At 62.6% G+C, this 17,989-nt stretch carries 17 protein-coding genes and 1 riboswitch; of the genes, 15 read left to right on the forward strand and 2 right to left on the reverse strand.

All coding sequences use genetic code 11. From position 1 onward, the window contains the following. Positions 1-19: 19 nt before the first annotated feature. The 13 genes from AC5STI_RS16300 to AC5STI_RS16360 all read left to right on the forward strand — a co-directional run bounded on the left by AC5STI_RS16300 (position 20) and on the right by AC5STI_RS16360 (position 12,077). Positions 20-805: a hormone-sensitive lipase gene (locus AC5STI_RS16300; protein WP_495447374.1), complete on the forward strand. Its 786-nt coding sequence runs from the start codon at positions 20-22 to the stop codon at positions 803-805. Positions 806-1,008: 203 nt separating this feature from the next. Then, entirely contained in the window at positions 1,009-2,217 is a 1,209-nt protein-coding gene (locus tag AC5STI_RS16305; RefSeq protein WP_495447375.1) for an aminopeptidase P family protein, read from the forward strand. A 316-nt stretch (positions 2,218-2,533) separates the two neighbouring features. After that, positions 2,534-3,274 (forward strand): CDP-diacylglycerol--serine O-phosphatidyltransferase, encoded by a 741-nt coding sequence (gene pssA / locus AC5STI_RS16310; protein ID WP_490398809.1) that lies wholly within the window; start codon positions 2,534-2,536, stop codon positions 3,272-3,274. A gap of 27 nt (positions 3,275-3,301) precedes the next feature. Continuing rightward, positions 3,302-3,925 carry a class I SAM-dependent methyltransferase gene (locus AC5STI_RS16315; RefSeq protein ID WP_495447376.1) on the forward strand — a complete coding sequence of 208 codons (624 nt, stop codon included), beginning with the start codon at positions 3,302-3,304 and terminating at the stop codon, positions 3,923-3,925. A gap of 171 nt (positions 3,926-4,096) precedes the next feature. Next, on the forward strand, positions 4,097-5,179 hold the full coding sequence (locus AC5STI_RS16320; RefSeq protein WP_495447377.1) for a hypothetical protein: 1,083 nt from the start codon (positions 4,097-4,099) through the stop codon (positions 5,177-5,179). Then, positions 5,176-5,376 carry a hypothetical protein gene (locus tag AC5STI_RS16325; RefSeq protein WP_495447378.1) on the forward strand — a complete coding sequence of 67 codons (201 nt, stop codon included), beginning with the start codon at positions 5,176-5,178 and terminating at the stop codon, positions 5,374-5,376. The genes AC5STI_RS16320 and AC5STI_RS16325 overlap by 4 nt, the downstream gene beginning before the upstream one ends. Before the next feature lie 52 nt (positions 5,377-5,428). Continuing rightward, positions 5,429-5,710: a hypothetical protein gene (locus AC5STI_RS16330; protein WP_495447379.1), complete on the forward strand. Its 282-nt coding sequence runs from the start codon at positions 5,429-5,431 to the stop codon at positions 5,708-5,710. Further along, entirely contained in the window at positions 5,707-6,828 is a 1,122-nt protein-coding gene (locus tag AC5STI_RS16335) for a hypothetical protein (RefSeq protein ID WP_495447380.1), read from the forward strand. Before AC5STI_RS16330 ends, AC5STI_RS16335 begins: the two co-directional genes overlap by 4 nt. A 104-nt stretch (positions 6,829-6,932) precedes the next feature. Next, positions 6,933-8,867: an AAA family ATPase gene (locus AC5STI_RS16340; RefSeq protein WP_495447381.1), complete on the forward strand. Its 1,935-nt coding sequence runs from the start codon at positions 6,933-6,935 to the stop codon at positions 8,865-8,867. A 3-nt stretch (positions 8,868-8,870) separates the two neighbouring features. Then, positions 8,871-9,230 carry a hypothetical protein gene (locus tag AC5STI_RS16345; RefSeq protein WP_495447382.1) on the forward strand — a complete coding sequence of 120 codons (360 nt, stop codon included), beginning with the start codon at positions 8,871-8,873 and terminating at the stop codon, positions 9,228-9,230. A 561-nt stretch (positions 9,231-9,791) separates the two neighbouring features. Continuing rightward, complete coding sequence (locus AC5STI_RS16350) at positions 9,792-11,153, forward strand: DUF6638 family protein (protein WP_495447383.1); 1,362 nt, start codon at positions 9,792-9,794, stop codon at positions 11,151-11,153. Position 11,154: 1 nt separating this feature from the next. After that, complete coding sequence (locus AC5STI_RS16355) at positions 11,155-11,421, forward strand: hypothetical protein (RefSeq protein ID WP_495447384.1); 267 nt, start codon at positions 11,155-11,157, stop codon at positions 11,419-11,421. 11 nt (positions 11,422-11,432) lie between these two features. Then, on the forward strand, positions 11,433-12,077 hold the full coding sequence (locus AC5STI_RS16360; protein ID WP_495447385.1) for a DUF1523 family protein: 645 nt from the start codon (positions 11,433-11,435) through the stop codon (positions 12,075-12,077). 54 nt (positions 12,078-12,131) lie between these two features. On the opposite strand, the gene AC5STI_RS16365 is transcribed toward AC5STI_RS16360, so the two are convergent. Then, positions 12,132-13,238 (reverse strand): alcohol dehydrogenase family protein, encoded by a 1,107-nt coding sequence (locus tag AC5STI_RS16365; RefSeq protein ID WP_495447386.1) that lies wholly within the window; start codon positions 13,236-13,238, stop codon positions 12,132-12,134. Positions 13,239-13,557: 319 nt separating this feature from the next. Continuing rightward, positions 13,558-13,759, forward strand: a riboswitch (cobalamin riboswitch). Positions 13,760-13,867: 108 nt separating this feature from the next. On the opposite strand from AC5STI_RS16365, the gene AC5STI_RS16370 reads away from it, so the two are divergent. Further along, positions 13,868-15,103, forward strand: a complete 1,236-nt coding sequence (locus AC5STI_RS16370; RefSeq protein WP_495447387.1) for an aromatic ring-hydroxylating oxygenase subunit alpha — start codon at positions 13,868-13,870, stop codon at positions 15,101-15,103. A gap of 4 nt (positions 15,104-15,107) precedes the next feature. Further along, positions 15,108-16,193 carry an FAD-binding oxidoreductase gene (locus tag AC5STI_RS16375; protein ID WP_495447388.1) on the forward strand — a complete coding sequence of 362 codons (1,086 nt, stop codon included), beginning with the start codon at positions 15,108-15,110 and terminating at the stop codon, positions 16,191-16,193. A gap of 58 nt (positions 16,194-16,251) precedes the next feature. Here AC5STI_RS16375 and AC5STI_RS16380 read toward each other — a convergent pair whose 3' ends face one another. After that, positions 16,252-17,904, reverse strand: a complete 1,653-nt coding sequence (locus AC5STI_RS16380; RefSeq protein ID WP_495447389.1) for an ABC transporter substrate-binding protein — start codon at positions 17,902-17,904, stop codon at positions 16,252-16,254. Between the last annotated feature and the right edge of the window lie 85 nt (positions 17,905-17,989).

Consider the following 17,989-nt stretch of genomic DNA (forward strand, 5'->3'; position numbering starts at 1 on the left):
TTTCAAGGGGAGATCAGGCATGGAATTGGATGATGCCTATGCCAACGGGGCCTATATCGAGAACGCAGAGGCATACCCGCCGCGCTGGGCGGCCTCGGCCGAGGATTTCCGCAACAGCCTGCATGAGCGCGCCCGCCTGGACATCCCCTATGGCGAAGGCAGCCGGCACCGGTTTGACCTGTTCCTTCCGGAAGGCGCGCCGAAGGGCGTGTTTGTCTTTGTGCACGGCGGCTACTGGCTGGCGTTCGACAAAAGCTCCTGGTCGCATCTGGCGCGCGGGGCGATAGCGCATGGCTGGGCGGTGGCGATGCCGTCCTATGACCTGTGCCCGGATGTGCGGATCGCCGATATCACCCGGCAGATCACCGCGGCGGTGACCCGGATCGCGGCAGAGGTCGAGGGCCCGATCGCGCTGGCGGGCCATTCGGCGGGCGGTCATCTGGTGGCGCGGATGCTGGACAAGGCCCTGCTGCCGGAAGAGGTGGGGGAGCGGATCAAGACGGTGATCCCGATCTCGCCGCTGGCGGATCTGCGGCCGCTTCTGCGGACGTCGATGAACCAGAAGTTTCAAATGGACTCGGCTGCGGCCATTGCCGAAAGCCCGGTGGACATGACGGACCGCTACCCGGCTGAGGTCACGGTCTGGGTCGGCGGCGAGGAGCGCCCGGCCTTTCTGGATCAGGCGATCTGGCTGGTGGAGGCCTGGGAGGCGGATCATGTGATCGCCTTTGGCAAACATCATTTCAACGTGATCGACCCGCTGGGGGATCCCGAAAGTGACATGGTGGCGCTGATCGTGAACTGATCGCGGAGCGGTGGGCGGAATCGCCCACCCTACGGGCCTGGGGTGTAAATTCTTCTTGCCAGAATCCGGTTTCCGCAGCATCTTCCGCGCAAGGGCCAGGCGATGGCGTCGCCGCATGGGAAACCGCATGGGATACATGGTGCCCCCACATTCCAAACTGTCCTGAACGCCGGGACCTTTCTTGTAAGAAGGAAGGGTCTGATATGACTGCACGTCCTGAAATGTACCGTTTTCACAATGGTGAGAAGGCGCCGCTGCAATTTGCTGTCTCCGAGTATGAGGCGCGGATTGCGGGCCTGCGCAAGATCATGGCGGAGACCGGGGTGAGTGCCGCCGTCTTCACCTCAATGCACAATATCTCTTACTACTCGGGCTTCACCTATTGCGCCTTTGGCCGCCCCTATGGGCTGGTGGTGACCGCGACCGAGGCCGTGACCATCTCGGCCGGCATCGACGCAGGCCAGCCCTGGCGCCGCTCGTTCTGCGACAACATCACCTATACCGACTGGCAGCGCGACAATTTCTGGCGTGCAATCAAGTCTGTAAGCGGCGGGGGCGCGGTCGTCGGCTATGAAAGCGACCACCTGACGCTGCTGCAGAAGGGCAAGCTGGAGGCGTTCCTGGCGCCGTCCAAGCTGGTTGATCTTTATGAGCCGACCATGCGCCAGCGGATGGGCAAGTCGGCGGCCGAGATCGAAATGATCCGGGCCGGTGCAGCCGTTGCCGACGTGGGCGGCTTTGCGATCCGCGAAGCGGTCAAGGAAGGCGTGCGCGAGATCGACGTTGCGATGGCCGGGCGGGATGCGATGGAGCTGGAGATTGCCAAGCGGTTCCCGGATGCCGAATACCGCGATACCTGGGTGTGGTTCCAGTCCGGCATCAACACGGATGGCGCCCATAACCCGGTGACGGGGCGCACCCTGCAGCGCGGCGATATCCTGTCGCTGAACACTTTCCCGATGATCTCCGGCTATTACACCGCGCTGGAGCGGACCATGTTCGTGAAGGAAGTGGATACCGAGAGCCTGAAGATCTGGGAGGCCAACGTCGCCGCCCATGAATACGGCATTTCGCTGCTGCAGCCGGGGGCGAGCTGTGCGGAAATCACACATAAGATCAATGCCTTCTTTGAGGAGCGCGATCTGCTGCAGTACCGCACCTTCGGCTATGGGCATTCGTTCGGCGTGCTGTCGCACTACTATGGCCGCGAGGCCGGGCTGGAGCTGCGCGAAGATATCGACACAGTGCTGGAGCCGGGCATGGTGATCTCAATGGAGCCGATGCTGACCATTGCCGAGGGCAATCCCGGCGCGGGCGGCTACCGCGAGCACGACATCCTGGTGATCCACGAGGATGGCAACGAGAACATCACCAAGTACCCCTACGGCCCGGAGTTCAACGTGGTCGGATGAGCCGCGGAGCAGGCGGGGCGCTCCCGCCTGCTCATGGCCTCCTGGAGGGAGGCATTCGCAGTTGGGCGTGGCACCGTGCGATGCACGGTGCCCTCTCATTTCAGGCGGCACCGCCTGTACACCTTGCGTACACCCCCTGTGCACCCCCTTGGCATCCCCTTTGCACTGGGGCGGCTGCCGGGGCCGCAAATATTGCGCCGCGGCGGCTCTTGGGGCATACGGGCGCAACGGTTACAATAGCCCCCAAGTTTACCCCAAGGTTTGCCTCTGCGCCGCGGCCTCTCCAGCGCCCCGCGAGGAAGAAAGTGCCACCGCCATGTATGACGCCCCGGAAAAGAAGAAATCCGAATTCGCGCTGATCCAGCTGATGCCGAACATGATGACCATCGGCGCCATCTGTGCGGGCCTGTCGGCGATCCGCGCTGCGGTTTACGGCAATTACACGCTGGCGGTGATGCTGATCCTGCTGGCTGCGGTGCTGGACGGTCTTGACGGGCGGCTGGCGCGGGCCTTGCACAGCGAGAGCAAGATGGGGGCGGAGCTGGATTCCTTGGCCGATTTCCTGAACTTCGGCGTGGCGACGCCGATGGTGATCTATCTCTGGGCGTTGCAGGATGTGCGCGGCGTGGGCTGGATTTCGGTGCTGGTGTTCTCGGTCTGCTGCGTGGTGCGGCTGGCGCGGTTCAATGTCGGCAGCAAGTCGGAGGAGGAGCCGAAGGGGCGCAGCGGTTACTTCGAAGGCATCCCGTCGCCTGCCGGGGCGTTTCTGGCGATGCTGCCGATGTTTGTCTCCTTTGCCTTTGACGGGGCGATGGTGCTGCCGGAGCTGCTGATCTGTCTGCATATGGTGGTGGTCGGCCTGCTGATGATCAGCCACATCCAGACCTGGTCGCCCAAGGCGATGAAAATCTCCCGCGAGCATGTTAAATACCTGCTGGTGGGCTTTGCCTTTATGGCTGCGGCACTGTTGACCTATGCATGGACGGTGCTGGTTGTGCTATGCGTTGGCTACGTTGCTATGGTTATTTGGGGGCTGGTTTCCAAGCCGAAGGGCTAGCCCAAGACGTCCAAGGGGAGGGACGAATTGGATATCAAGGCAGTAGAGGAATCTTACGCGCGCTGGGCGCCGGTATATGACAGGACCTTTGGAGCGGTGACGCGCTCGGGCCGCCGCCGCGCAACCCGGTTTATCAATTCCCGCCAGGGCAAAGTGCTGGAGGTTGGCGTCGGCACCGGGCTGTCGCTGCAGCATTATGCGCCGCACTTGCAGGTGACCGGCATTGATTTCAGCCATGACATGCTGAAGAAGGCGCAAGCCAAGGTGCGGGAGATGGGGCTGACCCAAGTCGAGGCGCTGCGGCAGATGGATGCGCGGCAGCTAGATTTCCCGGACAATTCCTTTGACACCGTTGCGGCCATGCATGTGCTGTCCGTCGTGCCCGATCCTGAGCAGGTGATGCGCGAGATCGCGCGGGTTCTGAAACCCGGCGGCAAGGTGGTGATCACCAACCACTTCAAGAGCGGCAAGGGGGTCCGTGCCTCGCTGGAGAAGCTCTCGGCGCCGCTTGCCAACGTGATTGGCTGGCACTCCGATTTCGCGCTGGAAACGGTGCTGCAGGAGGACGGGCTGAGCGTGGAGCAGCAGGAGAATATTCCGCCGTTCGGAATGATGACCTTCCTGGTTCTGGGCAAGCGGCAGACCATGTGACGCCGCCCCTTTTGCGCGAAACAGCCCCCGGGTTTCCCCGGGGGTTTTCTTTGTGCGGCCTCTCTGCAACAGTGACTTGGAAACGGGCGGAATTGCGCCGTCCGAGGGGATGTAAATTCATTTTACATCCCCATATCCAGATCAGTTATTTGAGCGGGAGGAACGGATACTATGAGTGTTTCCCAATTTGACAGGATGGTGGAGGAGAGCCAGGAGAAGGTCCGGGACTCTCAGGCCAGGATTGAGGCGCTGACCTCGCGCATCGAGACCGCGCGCAGCAAGATCGAGGCGGGCGAGGATGCCAGCATCGACATCGAAAACGCCACCCTGGAGGATGTCCACGCGCACACCGAGGTGATGAACGCAAACATCGCCGAGCTGATCATGGGGCTGGACGATGTGACGGCGGCGTTCTCCAAGGATTTTGACGAGATGCGCTCCAAGACCGGCTGGGAGAGCTTTGTCGGCTTCTTCTCCAAGGGCAAATCGGACTCGATGCGCCAGGAGCGGATGCGCACCGCCAATATCGACGACAAGCTGCAGGATCTGATCGCCAAGTCGGACGTGATCGTGAAGCTGCTGGAGGGCCAGCTGGCCACGCTGGAAGAGCAGCGGGAAAAGGTGCAGGTGAACCTGACGGCCACGCTGGACGACCGCGAGTTCACCGTGCAGGAGCTGGAGGGCGTGCGGGCTGAGATTGTCGGGCTGGACCCGCAGATCATCGAGCTGGAGAACAAGATCTCGGTCGAGCAGGACGCGGCCGCGCGCACCAAGCTGGAGACTGAGCTGGCGGAGCTGAACACCAAGTACAATGCGCTGGTACAGGAGGAGCAGGTGAAGCTTGCCAAGTCCCAGACGCTGGAGCGCTATATCGAGAAGGGCAAGACCTGGGTCGATAGTTTGCAGAACCAGGCCGCCACGCAGATGGTGCTGATCAACAAGCTGCAGACAGACACCCAGCAGCGGGTGGTGCTGTATGATGCGCTGACCAAGTCGCTTAAGACCGCGCAGCAGCAGGATGTGGCGCACCGGATCAACGAGATCGGCGTGCAGACAGACAAGGAAGCCCAGACCGCAATGGCGGCGATCGGCACCGCGACCAATCAGAAAATGGCCGACATGCTGGAAGCGCATGAGGGCAACATGGTGTTCGCCCGCGACGTGCTGGAGAAGAAGGCCAAGGCGGATGAACGCTTTGCCCGCCGGTTCGCCGCGATTGTCGAGAAGCACGACAAGAACCTGTATGGTGGGTGAGCTTGGATTGGCTTGAGTTCCTGAATATCCCGTGTCCGCCGAACTGGTTCTGGTGGAGCGTGCTGGCGGTCATTTTTGGAACTTTGGCCGTTCTCTACTTCGCCGTTGGCGGCCATTTTGCAGGCTGGGTTGTGGCCGCAGTAGCGGGAGTGTTCGCAGTCTTTGCCTGGGAACTTTCTAAGGAACGGATTGGTTAGACACCTCGGCCCACAACGCTGGCTGGAGAAAGCCGTAAACACTGGTGTGCACATGACAAAGTTCGAAAATCGGATATTCAGAATCGGGGTTGGCATAGGGCTGGCTGGGTTCACGCTGTGCAGCGCAATGGCCTACCTTTTCCATGCTCCGCCCTTTGCGATGGTGGCAAGTGTCTTTGCCTTTGTTGGTATTGTGATTGCATTTCTTTGGTTCATTCAGGCCTGTGCGGACTCTTTCCGCGACTATGGCCTAGGGGAAGGCACGGCAAACCTTTACGGAGAAGGCCATGCCAAACGCATGTTTGGCGAAAACTACAAGAAGCCTAAGCAATGACCGATCCCGCCAAAGACCACGCAGGCCTCAGCGATACCTTCGCCTCGCGCCGGTATTTCCGGAAGTTCGAGACCATCATCCGGCATTTGACCCGGGTTGCGGCGGCGATGCAGGCGGAGGGGCGGCTGAGCAAATCCGATGTGAAGGTGCTGACCGCCTATCTAATGCGGCTGAACTTCACCTTCCGGGCGCTGTCGATGAAATATCTGATGGCGGGGCGCGACACAGGCAGGTATTTCGGCAGCCTGGCGATGGACAAGCGCGACAGTGGCTTTCCGGTGGCGGCGGAGCTGATGACCATGGCCAATGACGCCCAGCAGGCGGAGCGGCATCTGGCAAATATGGCCAGCGAGACGCAGTTGAAGGACGATATGGTGCGCACCATCATCTCGGACCGGGCGGTTCCCTCGAAGCTGCAATTCGCCCTGTCGCAGCGGCTGTATTATCAGGAGCTGCTGAAGGGGCAGCTGTTCTGGACCCAGAACGACCCGGAATGCGAATGGCTGGAAAACATCGGCGAGCGGCGGCGGCGGTTTCTGCTGCATTGGGCGGCCTACGACAGCCAGGTGAACCTGCCGGTGATCTACCTGATGGAGCTGGAGGACAGCGGCAAGGTGGCGCTGCCGAAGGACGAACGCCGCTGGCCCGAGGTTCAGGCGCATCTGATGGCGCAGGCCTTGGCCGGGCTGAAGCTGGTGACCATTGCCAAGGGGTTCGACGAGGATTTCGACGACCTCCACCCCAAGCATTTGCGCCGCTACCACGTCGGGCCGATGTATTCCTCCGCCTATACCGAGCAGTCCGGCCCGCTGCACCGGGTGCTGGAGGAGGCCGAAGCGCCCGAGGGCCAGGACTGGGCCTTGGCCTGGACGCTGGAGGAGCTGGAAAGCGAGGAGGTGCGCGAGGAGCGCGCTGGCTGGTTCGGCACCGTACAGCGGGAGATCTTTGCGCTCGACCCCTTTGGCGGGCGCGGCGCCGATACAGGGGCCACCCGGACCCGGCGCGCGATCATCCTGCCGCAGCGCCCGTTCCAGGTACTGGCAGAACTGGATCCGCCGGGGTTTGCGGACGTGCAGAAGTTTGTGGTGAGCGAGGCGGGGCAGGTGCTGCGGTATTGACGTTTGCGCTTTTTGCTGAGGGCGGGAGCCTCCGGCGGGGATATTTTTAGCCAGATGAAGAGCGGATCGGTTTTGGTTTGCAGCGTAGGGATTGAGAGGGTGAGATGAGCATTTCAGGCAATCAGATGGAGCTGCGGGAAGAGGATATCCGCAAGCATTACGCCGCTGCGGCGGCGATGCTGGAGGGGTTCGACCACACCCCGCGCATTGCCAAGCCGCAGGCCGTCCCGCAGGCGCCAGAACGCTCGCCCGGGATTGCCCGCAGCCGCCGCTTCCGCTCGACCACGCCGGGGCTGGTGACGCGCTCCACCGCGCGCCCCGAAGGCGTGCACCTGATTGCCCGCATCGAGGCGGCGGATGGGGAGGATCCGCTGACCTCTCCCTTGCAGGCGACCTTGCAGCACGCCTTGCGCCGGGCGCTGGCGGTCTCCTTGGCGATGGCGGAGGCTTATGCGGATGTCTCCGGCCTCGCGGATCTGAAGCGGGCCAACCTGGCCGGTTCGCTGGATGCGGCGCGCAAGGGGGAGTTCACCGAATTGCTGGCCGCCGAGGCGCTGATTGCGGTGCATGTGTTTGCCAATGCCACCGCCTATCTTCTGGCGCCGCACGGGTCCGAGACGCAGGCCGAGGTGGGCGAGGCGGAGGAGCTGCTGACGGATAACGCGCCGCTGGCGCTGCACGGGGCGCTGTGGGAGCTGGATCAGAAGCTGGCGCTGCATGCGCCAGACGATGCGCATCTGATTGCGGCTGCGGCGGCTTACGCTGAACAGCTGATGGAGAAGGCGGCCCTGCGGGCCCAGAACGCGCCGCGGCTGGAGGCCTTCACCGCGGCTTCTTGGCGGGTGGAGGCGGATGATCTGACCATCAATGGCTTTGAGCCCGCGGCCAAGGCGAAGTCCACCACCCTCACCATGGCGTTCAAGAAACCGCATGAGGTGGTGGGCAACCATATCGCCAAATACCAGGCGATGCGGCTGGCCAAGATGCTTATGGCCTATGATTTTGAGCGCCGCCTGAACCCGTTTGCTGAAATGGGCGGGTTCATCTTCACCTTCATGGGCGACGGCAAGCCGGGGACCGGTAAGACCACCCTCATTCAGATGATGGCGGGGCTGATCCACGACTATTGCCAGAACGCGGGCTATGCCTTCCGCTATCAGAACTTTGGTATCGACAATATCGACAGTTACCAGGGCAAGTCGGGGCAGAACGCCAAATCCTTCATCCAGAACGTGATCGACCCGGGCGTGATCGGCTTTGGCACCATCGACGACATCGACCAGATCGCAGGAAAACGCGGCGACCGGCAGTCCAGCGCCGGCCAGCAGGAGGTGACGGCGGTGTTCATGGAGGCCTTTGCCGGCGCCAACACCGTGGTGCGCGGCAACTGCACCTTTGGCATGTTCTCCAACTACCCGGAGAATGTGGACGACGCCCTGCGCCAGCGGGCGGGGGCGCGGTTCCTGGTGGACGGGCCGCAGACGCGGGAGGATTACATCGACATCCTGACGCTCTTGATGGGCAAGAACCACAGCATTCCGCTGGGTGAACATGACCTCTATGGCGCGCAGGAGATCAAGAAGGCCGTCGCGCGGTCATTCGAGGCGCACAACCACCCGCAGGAGCCGGGGCTGATGGAGGTGTTTGGCCGGGTGCAGGATCAGATCGGCGAGCTGGATGATCTGGCCAAGCTTGGCACGTACCTGAAGGCGATCCAAGCCGCGGATGAGCGGTTCACCGGGCGCGCGATCAAGAACATCACCGATGCGGTCAAGGTGCGGGCGATGGATTTCGAGCTGCCGGATGAATGGATGGAGAACCCGGAGCTGTTCCTGTTCAAGGATTACGAGACCAAATCCGCGATGATTGCCGAGCTGCGGGTGCCCATCACGGTCGACATGGTGGTGCAGGAGATCAACCGCTACGCCGACAGCGAGTTCCGCTATGCCGACAAGTCGGATGAGGTGGCGATTGAGGCCATGGTGCGCGATTTCGGGCGGCAGGAAGAGGCCAAGCGGCGGTATCTGGAGGGGAAGTGACCTTTGGGAATTTTCTTTGGATATGTTGCCCTTGTGGTTTCAGTCTTCACCGCAGCTTACGCGGTGGTCGCCGGGATCGTGATGGGGCGCAGGTTTGGAAGGAAAGAGGTGACTATGAAACGGGCTCTCTCTGTCACATTCATTCCTACCCTCATTGTTCCAATGGTGATTTTTCTGATCGTGGCAGCTTTTCAGGTTGATGAGATGGGACAGGGCGTAGTCACCCTTTCTGGCATTCTTAGCGCTGCCATCTTTATGGAACGGCTCTCTATGTCCTTGCTGATGCCGCTTACTGCCGCTGTTTTTACGATTGCCATGATTATCGCCAGGCTGCGTCGGCAAAACTCTCATAGGGGGCTATGATGACTGTCTTGCGCAACACAAGGGCAGAGCCTGTCCGCGGGCGGAAGCGGAGCGTCCGCCCAGGGGGGCGGACGGGCGCTGCCCGAGCCGCAGGCGCCTCGGGCGGATTGTTAAGCCAACGCTTCACAATGCAATTCGAGGCATCCAGCAGTGGGTTTCTGAACCACTCTGAGCATGGGAGATCAAATTTCACTAGTCCTTGTGTATCGGGTTGGGGGCTTTCTAAGTGCTTGGATTAATTGCGCTATTCCTTCCTCTGATTTTGGGATGCGTTTTCGCCTATCCTTTGGGGCGTCGCGCAAATTCGTTAGGAAAACGAGTTTCACTTGGTGGAAGTAGCGCAAAGCAACTTTTCATAAGAATGCTAGGAGAAACTTCGGCCGTCATCGTGAGTTCGGCCATTTTGCTGGCGTTACTATTTGCTGACACCGTCGATACTCTGGACGGGGAAGCTTCCCTTGGACAGTTAGTCGGCTATGCAAAGCTGCAGGCTATACTCCTAAGCATATTGCCTGTTCCAACTGCTATATTTGGTTTCAGAGACGGAAAAGGTGCGAGACAATGAAACGCCTCATCCAGCATGGCCTGATGTTCGGCAATCTCTTCCATGTGGCCTCGCCCGCGCTGGTGGAGCGCTATAACCGCGCGCTGAAGCATCTGACCGGCAAGACTAGCCAGCTTACCGATTTCCACGTCGATATCTCGGGCTTTTCGCCGGAGATCGGCGACGAGCTGGGGGATGATCACTATCTGAACCATGCGGGGGTGAACCGGCAGTTCATTCTGCTGTCGACCGAGCAGAAGCGCTGCCCGCTGCTTCACGTGAAATTCTCCACCAGCCGGGACATCCTGCGCCGGTTCATCGAGGTCAATGAACGCCAGCTGTTTGCGCTGACGGCGACCGATGCCGTTGCCGGCGAGCTGGTGAATTCGGTGTTTGAGGTGTCCTCGCCCGCGAAGCTGTTCGACATCCGCCAGGTGCGGATCGAAGCGGATACCACCAAGGGCACGTTGCGCCATGCGGACCGCCTGGCGGAGCTGGTGGAGCGGTTCAAGACCGGCGAGGATGCCTGGTTTGACGATGCGCTGATCGGGGAAATGATTGCGACGGCGGAGCAGACCGGCGATGTGACCCGTAATCCGGTGCATCTGGAGCATGAGGTCTTTGAGCAATCGAACTTCTGGACCGCGCATTTCGGCGGGCTTTATTTGTTTCAAGGCGTCGAGCATCCGGCGGTGATTGCCAGCGGGGCGAAGCCCGAAGGCGTGCCGCTGCGCCATGTGTTTGACCTGACCCAGCGCAACGCGATTGCCCGGTTCCTGGAGCTGAACGGCCTGGCGGAGCCGGTGATCCGGGCGCGCGGCGTTGATGGGGCCGCGATCCTGCGGCAGAAGATGGGGTTTCTGGCGGTATCCGTGCTGACGGAGAAGGGGCGGGACCTGTCGGGCCTGTCGCGGTCGGACCTGCGGCGGATGGCGGCGCGGCATGCGGATGAGCTGCCGGCGGAGTTCGAGGGACTGGCGGCACTGGTGCGCTGGGCTGAGGGGGGCGGCAAGTGGCCGCGGATCCGCTCGGACCATCCGGCCTATTTCTATTCCTTGCGGGCGTCGGACACGGCCGACCGGGATCTGGTCAACATGCTGCTGGCGGAGCTGTGCCCGCATGACTTCCGCCAGCTGTTCATCTGCCACAAGGAGGAATTCTACCGCCAGTACCGCGGCTGGCCGGAGACGAAAAAGGCCTATGCGGCGGAGTTCCTGGCGAGGGAGTATGCGGTGGACAAGGCCGGCGCGCGGGAGGCGCTGTTCGGGCATGAGCCGGATATGGAGGGGCGGATGCCGAAGCTGCCGCGCAGCCGGAGCAAGAACGTGGTGGAGCGGGTCGGACCCTGGGGCGCGGTGAACCGGGTGAGGGGGCGTTAGGATGTTCGGCTTTATCCGCCTTCTCCTGATCCTCTTGGTGGGGCTGACCGTGGTCTATGGCGCGGTGTCGCTCTACTCGCGCGAGGTGCGGCGGGCGAAGCTGAAGCGGCGCTGGAAAGACAAGGGGTTGACCGGCGACCGCGCGGCCTTCATCCAGCGGGGGCTGAGGCAGTATGACCGCTCGTTCCGGCGCAAGCTGATCCTCCTGGTCTATATCGTTCCGCTGGGAGCCATCGCGCTTCTGGTCTATGTCATTAACTTCATGTGAGGAGCTGCCCCGTGCGTTTCATCAAATGGGCCTTCCTGATCACCTTCTGGGTGCTGTTCGGCGCCTTCCTGCATTACACGCTGCCGCAGTACGACGTGGTGCGCATCGTCAACACCTATGAGGAGCGGCAGGAGCTGAACGACTGGACCCGGATCTTCTGGTCCAAGCCTGACGACCAGTCGGTGCAGCTGATCAACCGGGATGTGCAGTTTATCCAAGGGGTGCGCCCCAGCGGCCGGGCCATCGTCTATCGCAACGAAGACACCGGCTGGAGCTGGCCGCCCTATTTCAAGTTCGACACCGCCAACCTGTACACTGACGCCAATGACAGTATCTCGACCAGGGCCAACCCGGAGTGGGTGGCGGTGATGCATTACGGCTGGCGCAACGAGTTCCTGTCGATTTTCCCGAATGCGGTGTCGATCAAGCCGGTGGCGGGGCCGGAGGACAAGCCAACCAATTGGTTCAGCATCATCTTCCTGGTGCTGCTGGTTGCGGTCCTGTGGGCCATCTATGTGCGCTGGCGCCGGTTCCGGCGGGCGCGGATCGACCCGATGATCGAAAGCGCCGAGGACAGTCTTTATGCCGCGGGTGATGCGATTTCCGAGCGGCAGGGCCGGTTCCGCCGCTGGCTGGACAGCTGGAAATCGAAGTAAGGAGAGGCCGCCCCCCAGGCGGCCTTTTCATTGGTCTTGAAGGCCTGCCGGCCGTCAGACCTGCGGCGGCACCAGAACGAAGTTGCCGAAATGGGTTTTCTCCAGGAACTCCTGCTGGGCCCTGGCGATGTCCTTGAGCGGGAAGACCTTGGCGAGCAGCGGCCGGATCTCGCCGCGCTCGATATATGAGATCAGGTTTGGAAATACCGGCTCGTCCCAGGCGGTACAGCCGATCAGGGTGATGTCCTTGAGGTACATGTCCCGCATGTCCAGATCGACAACCGGCCCCGCGATGGCGCCGCTGGACACCAGGCGGCCGCCGCGTTTCAGCAGCTTGAGCATCTGCGGGAAGCCGGTCCCCGCGACGTTGTCGACAACAACGTCCACGCTTTCCCCGCCCAGCTCCGCCAGCAGGTCGCTGCCGCGGTCCAGGACGATATCCGCGCCGAGCTCCCGCAGCTGATCCATCTTGCCCTGGCTGGTGATTGCCGCCACCCGGGCGCCGCGGCGTTTGGCCAGCTGCACCGTGGCCGAGCCGACACCGCCGGAGGCGCCGGTCACAAGCACCAGCTCGCCTGAGCGGACGTTTGCGCGGTGCAGCATGTTCTCGGACGTGCCGTAGGCGCAGGGGATCGTCGCCAGTTCCTCGTCCAACCAGGGGCAGTCAACGGCGAATACTTCGGAGGCCGGGACTTTGACATACTGGGCAAAGGCGCCGTCGAAGTCCGAGGCCATCCAGACGTTGTCCATTACATCGTAGCCCTTGGGGCGCATGCAGGGCCGCACCAGAACCCGCTTGCCGGTCAAGGTCTGGCTGGCGCCTGGGCCGGCGGCGACAACCTCGCCGCAGCAGTCGGTGCCCTGGATCAGGGGGAAGGGGGTTGCCTTGTTCCAGCCGCCGTCGGCCTTTTGCTCGGCATGGGTCTCCTGATGGCCGGCGGCCGCGGCGGTGTCCGTTGTCACGCTGGAGGAATACCACCCGAGCCGGGTGTTGATTTCGGTGTTGTTCACCCCGGCTGCGAGGACCCGCAGCAAAAGCTCCCCCTCTGCGGGCTCCGGGATCGGCACGGCTTTGTATTCAAGTTTGTCATAGCCGCCGTTTCCGGTGGTCATGACGGCCAACATGGTTTTGGCGCTGCTGTCTGTATTTGGTCCGGGCATGGGCGGCCTTTTCTGATCACGCGGGGTTGGTGAAAGGTCTTGGAATTTGGCGCAATTATTGCCCGCAGGGCGGGGGCGGCGGCAAGGGCGGAATCCGGCGGCGCAGCCCGGCCTGCCTGCTGGCCACCGCCCCGCGAATCGGTCCTTGTGTCTGTTTCGAGGGGAATTACACCAAAGATCAGCGCCTTGCCGCAAACAGGCTGGCGGATGCCGGTTTGAGATTCTGGACATCTCTGTCCCTGCGGGCGCGGCAAACATGCATGTCTTTTTCCGGTTTCGGCGGGTCGGATTTGTCTCCGCTTGCGGGCCGGGATTAGGGCAATTTCCGCCTCAGCAAGGTGCCGCCCTTTCGGGGCGGAGAATTGGGAAGCTGGTGAAACTCCGGCACTGCCCCCGCAACGGTGACCCCGGGCAAGGCATGGCAATAAACCACTGAAGCCAATGGCTTCGGGAAGGTGCCAGGCCCCGCCGCCGAATGGCCCCGGGACAGTCCGGAAACCAGCCTTGCCAAAAAAAACGTCAACCGCGGGTGGCGGCGGGGCGGTTGCAGGCGCGTGGCCTGCGATCTCTCTCTCCATGCCCGCAGCCAAGCCAACCTGCCGCGGGGATGCGGCAAAGGAGAGAAGCAGATGCTTCAGGACAGCGAGATTCTGGCCAAACTGGTGGCCCGTCAGAAAAACTATTCCCTGGAACAGGCGTTCTATACCGATCCGGGCGTTCTGGATCTGGACATGCGGCAGATCTTCTACCGCGAGTGGCTGTTTGCCATTCCCGCCTGCGAGATCCCGAAGGCGGGCAATTTCGTGACCCATCAGGTCGGCGCCTACAACGTGATCATCGTGCGCGGCACCGATGGCCAGGTGCGCGCCTTCCACAATGCCTGCCGCCACCGCGGTTCGGTTGTCTGCAAGGCGAAGAAGGGTAATTCGCCCAAACTGGTCTGCCCCTACCACCAGTGGACCTATGAGCTGGACGGCTCGCTGTTGTGGGCGCGCGATATGGGGCCGGATTTCGATGCCTCCAAGCACGGGCTGAAGCCGGTGCATTGCCGCGACCTGGCGGGTTTGATTTACATTTGCCTGGCGGATGAAGCGCCGGATTTCGATGCATTTGCCGAGGTCGCGCGTCCCTACCTGGAGCCGCACGACTTGGCCAACGCCAAGGTGGCCTATGAAAGCTCGATCATCGAGAAGGGCAACTGGAAGCTGGTCTGGGAGAACAACCGCGAGTGCTATCACTGCGGCGGCAATCACCCGTCGCTGTGCCGGACCTTCCCGGAAGATCCGTCCGTCACCGGCGTCGAGGGCGGCGAGACCCCGCCGCACCTGCAGAAGCACTTCGACCGGATCGAGGCGGCAGGCGTGCCGGCGCAGTTTCAGATCGACGCGCGCGGCCAGTACCGGGTGGCGCGGATGCCGCTGAATGAGGGCGCCGAGAGCTATACCATGGACGGCAAGGCGGCTGTCGCCAAGAAGCTGGGCCGGGTGCCGTTTGCCGATGCGGGCACGCTCCTGAAATTCCACTACCCGACCACCTGGAACCACTTCCTGCCGGATCATTCCATTGTGTTCCGCGTCACCCCGATCAGCCCGACCGAGACCGAAGTCACCACCAAATGGCTGGTGCACAAGGATGCGGTCGAGGGTCAGGATTATGACCTGAAGCGGCTGACCGAGGTCTGGGTCGCGACCAACGACGAGGACCGCATCGTGGTGGAGGACAATCAGCAGGGCATCAATTCGCCCGCTTATGAGCCCGGTCCCTATTCGGAAGTGCAGGAAAGCGGCGTCATCCAGTTCTCCAACTGGTATGCCGAGCATCTGACCCGCGCGCTGACCGGCCGCCACCTGATCGCGGCGGAGTAAGGGCATGGGACTGCAGGCCAACTTCGAGACGCTGGACGAGACTCTGGCGTGGAAGGACGACGAGATGCTGGAATGCGTCTCTGTTGTGCCGGAGGCGCCGAACACCGCCACCTTCAGCTTCCGCGCGCCGTCCGGCGCGTGGTTCAAATACCAGCCGGGCCAGTTCCTGACGCTGGAGCTGCCGGTGCCGGGCGGGACCGTCTGGCGGACCTATACCATCAGCTCCTCGCCTTCGCGGCCGCTGTCGATCTCGGTCACGGTCAAGGCGCAGGCGGACAGCATCGGCACCCGCTGGATGCTGGACCACCTGAAACCGGGGATGTTCCTCAAGGCGTCCGGCCCGGCGGGCGTGTTCACCCTGCCGAAACGCCCGAACGGCAAGTTCCTGTTCATCTCCGCAGGCTCCGGCATCACGCCGAGCCTGTCGATGACCCAGTATCTGTTCGACCGCGGCCAGTCGCCCGACGTCTGCTTCATCAACTGCGCCAAGCGCCCCAGCGAGATTATCGCGCGGCGCCAGCTTGAGGGCATGGCGGCGCGGGTGCCCGGCATCAAGCTGCATTTCGTGGTGGAAGAGGACGACCCCTATCAGGTCTGGACCGGCTACCGCGGGCAACTCAATCAGATCATGCTGGGGATCATCGCCGGCGACTACCTGGAGCGGGAAGTCTACTGCTGCGGGCCGGATCCGTTCATGCAAGCGGTTCGCGACATGCTGAACGGCCTGGGCTTCGACATGGAGAACTACAACCAGGAAAGCTTTGGCGCGCCGGTGGAGACCGAGGCCGATGCGCCGGAGCTGGACGATGTGGTTCCGGAAGAGACCGCTGCCGCCGAGATCACCTTTGCCTCGTCGGGCGTGACCGCAAACTGCACCGAGACCGACACGGTGCTGGCGGTGGCCAAGGCGTCGGGCCTCAACATCCCGTCGGGCTGCACCTTCGGCATCTGCGGCACCTGCAAGGTCAAGAAGACCGCGGGCGAGGTGCATATGGTGCACAACGGCGGCATCTCGGAAGAGGATGTGGAGGCGGGGTATATCCTGGCCTGCTGTTCGAACCCGATTGGCCGGGTTGAGGTCGAGATTTGACCATAAAGAAGGGCGCGCGCCGGCATGGCGCGCGCCCGTTTCCTTTCCAAGCGCCTGATCAGGCTTCCAGCGCCAGCTTGTGCACGTGGATTTCGTTGATCGGGTGGCTTTCGGCGCCGATGATGCCGGGCCGGGCGTGGCGGTAAAGCGAACGCCAGTAGGGCTGGATGATGGTGCCATCCTCGCGCATGAATTTTTCGATGCCTTCCATGTGCCCGCGGCGGGTGTCGGCGTCGGCAATGGCTGAGGCGGTTTCCAGCATGGAATCGAACTCGGCACTGGCCAGCCCGGTTTCATTCCAGGCAACGCCGGTCTTGTAGGCCAGTGTCAGCACCTGCACCCCCAGCGGGCGGTGGCCCCAGTCGGTGGAGCTGAACGGGTACTTGTCCCAGTCATTCCAGAAGGTGTTGCCGGGCAGCACCGTGCGTTTGACCTTGAGCCCCGCATCGCGCATCTGCGCCGCCAGCGCATCCGTGGTGTTGCGGCGCCAGTCGTCGTCGATGGAGATCAGCTCATGCTCGAAGTCGAGCATCCCGGCCTCCTCCATCAGCTGGCGCGCGGCCTCTGCATCGCGCACCGGAGCGCCGATATCGGCGTATTCCGGGTGGATCGGGCAGACATGGTGGTTTTCCGCCAGGGTGCCGCGGCCGTCATAGCCGAGCTCCAGCAGCACCGCGTTGTCGCAGGCCAGCGCCAGGGCGCGGCGGACGCGGGCGTCGGCATAAGGTTGCATCCCGTCCACCTCGGCGTCGCGGTTGGTGCGCAGGACCAGGGTGTTGGCCGAGACTGACTCGCTGACGTTCCAGCCGATGGAGGTGAAGATGTCGACATACTCGCCCACGGTTTCGTAGGTCATGTCGATTTCTTCGGATTCCGCTGCCGACAGGTGGGTGGCGCCGTCGGTGCCGAAGTCAATGAACTCGATCCGGTCGAGATGGGCGCCTTCGCCCCACCACTGGTGGTCCGGGTCCTTTTCCAGCACCGCCTTAACACCGACCTCGTATTCGACCAGCCTGTAGGGGCCGGTGCCGATCGGGTCGGCGCCCGGATCGCCCGACCAGCCGTCCGGCACGATGGCGGCGGGGTATTCGGTCACCGCCGGGATGATGGTGATATCGGGGCGGGTGAGCTTCACCTTGAGGGTCAGCTCGTCGACCACCTCCAGCGCGCCCTCGGCGGGGCCGTCGCCGGCCTCGTTCTGCAGCGATCCCATGCGGGCGGCCATCGAGTTGCCTTCCCATTTGCCATCGCACCAGCGGGCAAAGTTGTAAGCCACATCCTGAGCGGTCAGGGTGCCGCGGCCGTCGTTCCAGTGCACGCCGGGGCGGATGTGCAGCAGGTATTCGGTGGCGTCCTCGTTCACCTCCCAGCTTTCCAGCAGGCGGGGTTCAAAGGTGCCGTCGGCGTTGTACTGCACCAGGTATTCCATGTAGCCGCGCACCAGGTTGCCCAGCTGCGGCCAGTTGAACAGCGGCGGGTCGAGCAGCGCGCGCACCACCTGCTGGATGCGGATGGTGCCGCCTTCCTGGGCATTGGCCGCTGCCTGCACCGGCTGGCTGAGGCCGATCATCCCGTAGGCGGCAGAGGCGGTCACCCCCAGCGCGGTTGCGCGGCTCAGGAACTCGCGCCGGTCCAGCTTGTGTTGCGCAACTTCCTCCGCATGCATCCGCACCGCGGGGTGGAGAGATTCCCTGTTGTAGTATTTGGTCATTTTTATGGTCCTTTGGTTGAAGGCGTCCGCCCCTAGCATGAAGGAGCGGCGGAGCTTGTAAAGTGGCGAATGGCTGCGCTGCCCG

The sequence above is a fragment of the Leisingera sp. CC-HEC096 genome (assembly GCF_059429235.1).

Coding starts and splice junctions, on each gene's coding strand:
- AC5STI_RS16300 (WP_495447374.1), top strand. CDS start 20: ATGGAATTGGATGATGCCTATGCCAACGGGGCCTATATCGAGAACGCA.
- AC5STI_RS16305 (WP_495447375.1), top strand. CDS start 1,009: ATGACTGCACGTCCTGAAATGTACCGTTTTCACAATGGTGAGAAGGCG.
- pssA (WP_490398809.1), top strand. CDS start 2,534: ATGTATGACGCCCCGGAAAAGAAGAAATCCGAATTCGCGCTGATCCAG.
- AC5STI_RS16320 (WP_495447377.1), top strand. CDS start 4,097: ATGAGTGTTTCCCAATTTGACAGGATGGTGGAGGAGAGCCAGGAGAAG.
- AC5STI_RS16330 (WP_495447379.1), top strand. CDS start 5,429: ATGACAAAGTTCGAAAATCGGATATTCAGAATCGGGGTTGGCATAGGG.
- AC5STI_RS16335 (WP_495447380.1), top strand. CDS start 5,707: ATGACCGATCCCGCCAAAGACCACGCAGGCCTCAGCGATACCTTCGCC.
- AC5STI_RS16340 (WP_495447381.1), top strand. CDS start 6,933: ATGAGCATTTCAGGCAATCAGATGGAGCTGCGGGAAGAGGATATCCGC.
- AC5STI_RS16350 (WP_495447383.1), top strand. CDS start 9,792: ATGAAACGCCTCATCCAGCATGGCCTGATGTTCGGCAATCTCTTCCAT.
- AC5STI_RS16355 (WP_495447384.1), top strand. CDS start 11,155: ATGTTCGGCTTTATCCGCCTTCTCCTGATCCTCTTGGTGGGGCTGACC.
- AC5STI_RS16365 (WP_495447386.1), bottom strand. CDS start 13,238: ATGCCCGGACCAAATACAGACAGCAGCGCCAAAACCATGTTGGCCGTC.
- AC5STI_RS16370 (WP_495447387.1), top strand. CDS start 13,868: ATGCTTCAGGACAGCGAGATTCTGGCCAAACTGGTGGCCCGTCAGAAA.
- AC5STI_RS16375 (WP_495447388.1), top strand. CDS start 15,108: ATGGGACTGCAGGCCAACTTCGAGACGCTGGACGAGACTCTGGCGTGG.
- AC5STI_RS16380 (WP_495447389.1), bottom strand. CDS start 17,904: ATGACCAAATACTACAACAGGGAATCTCTCCACCCCGCGGTGCGGATG.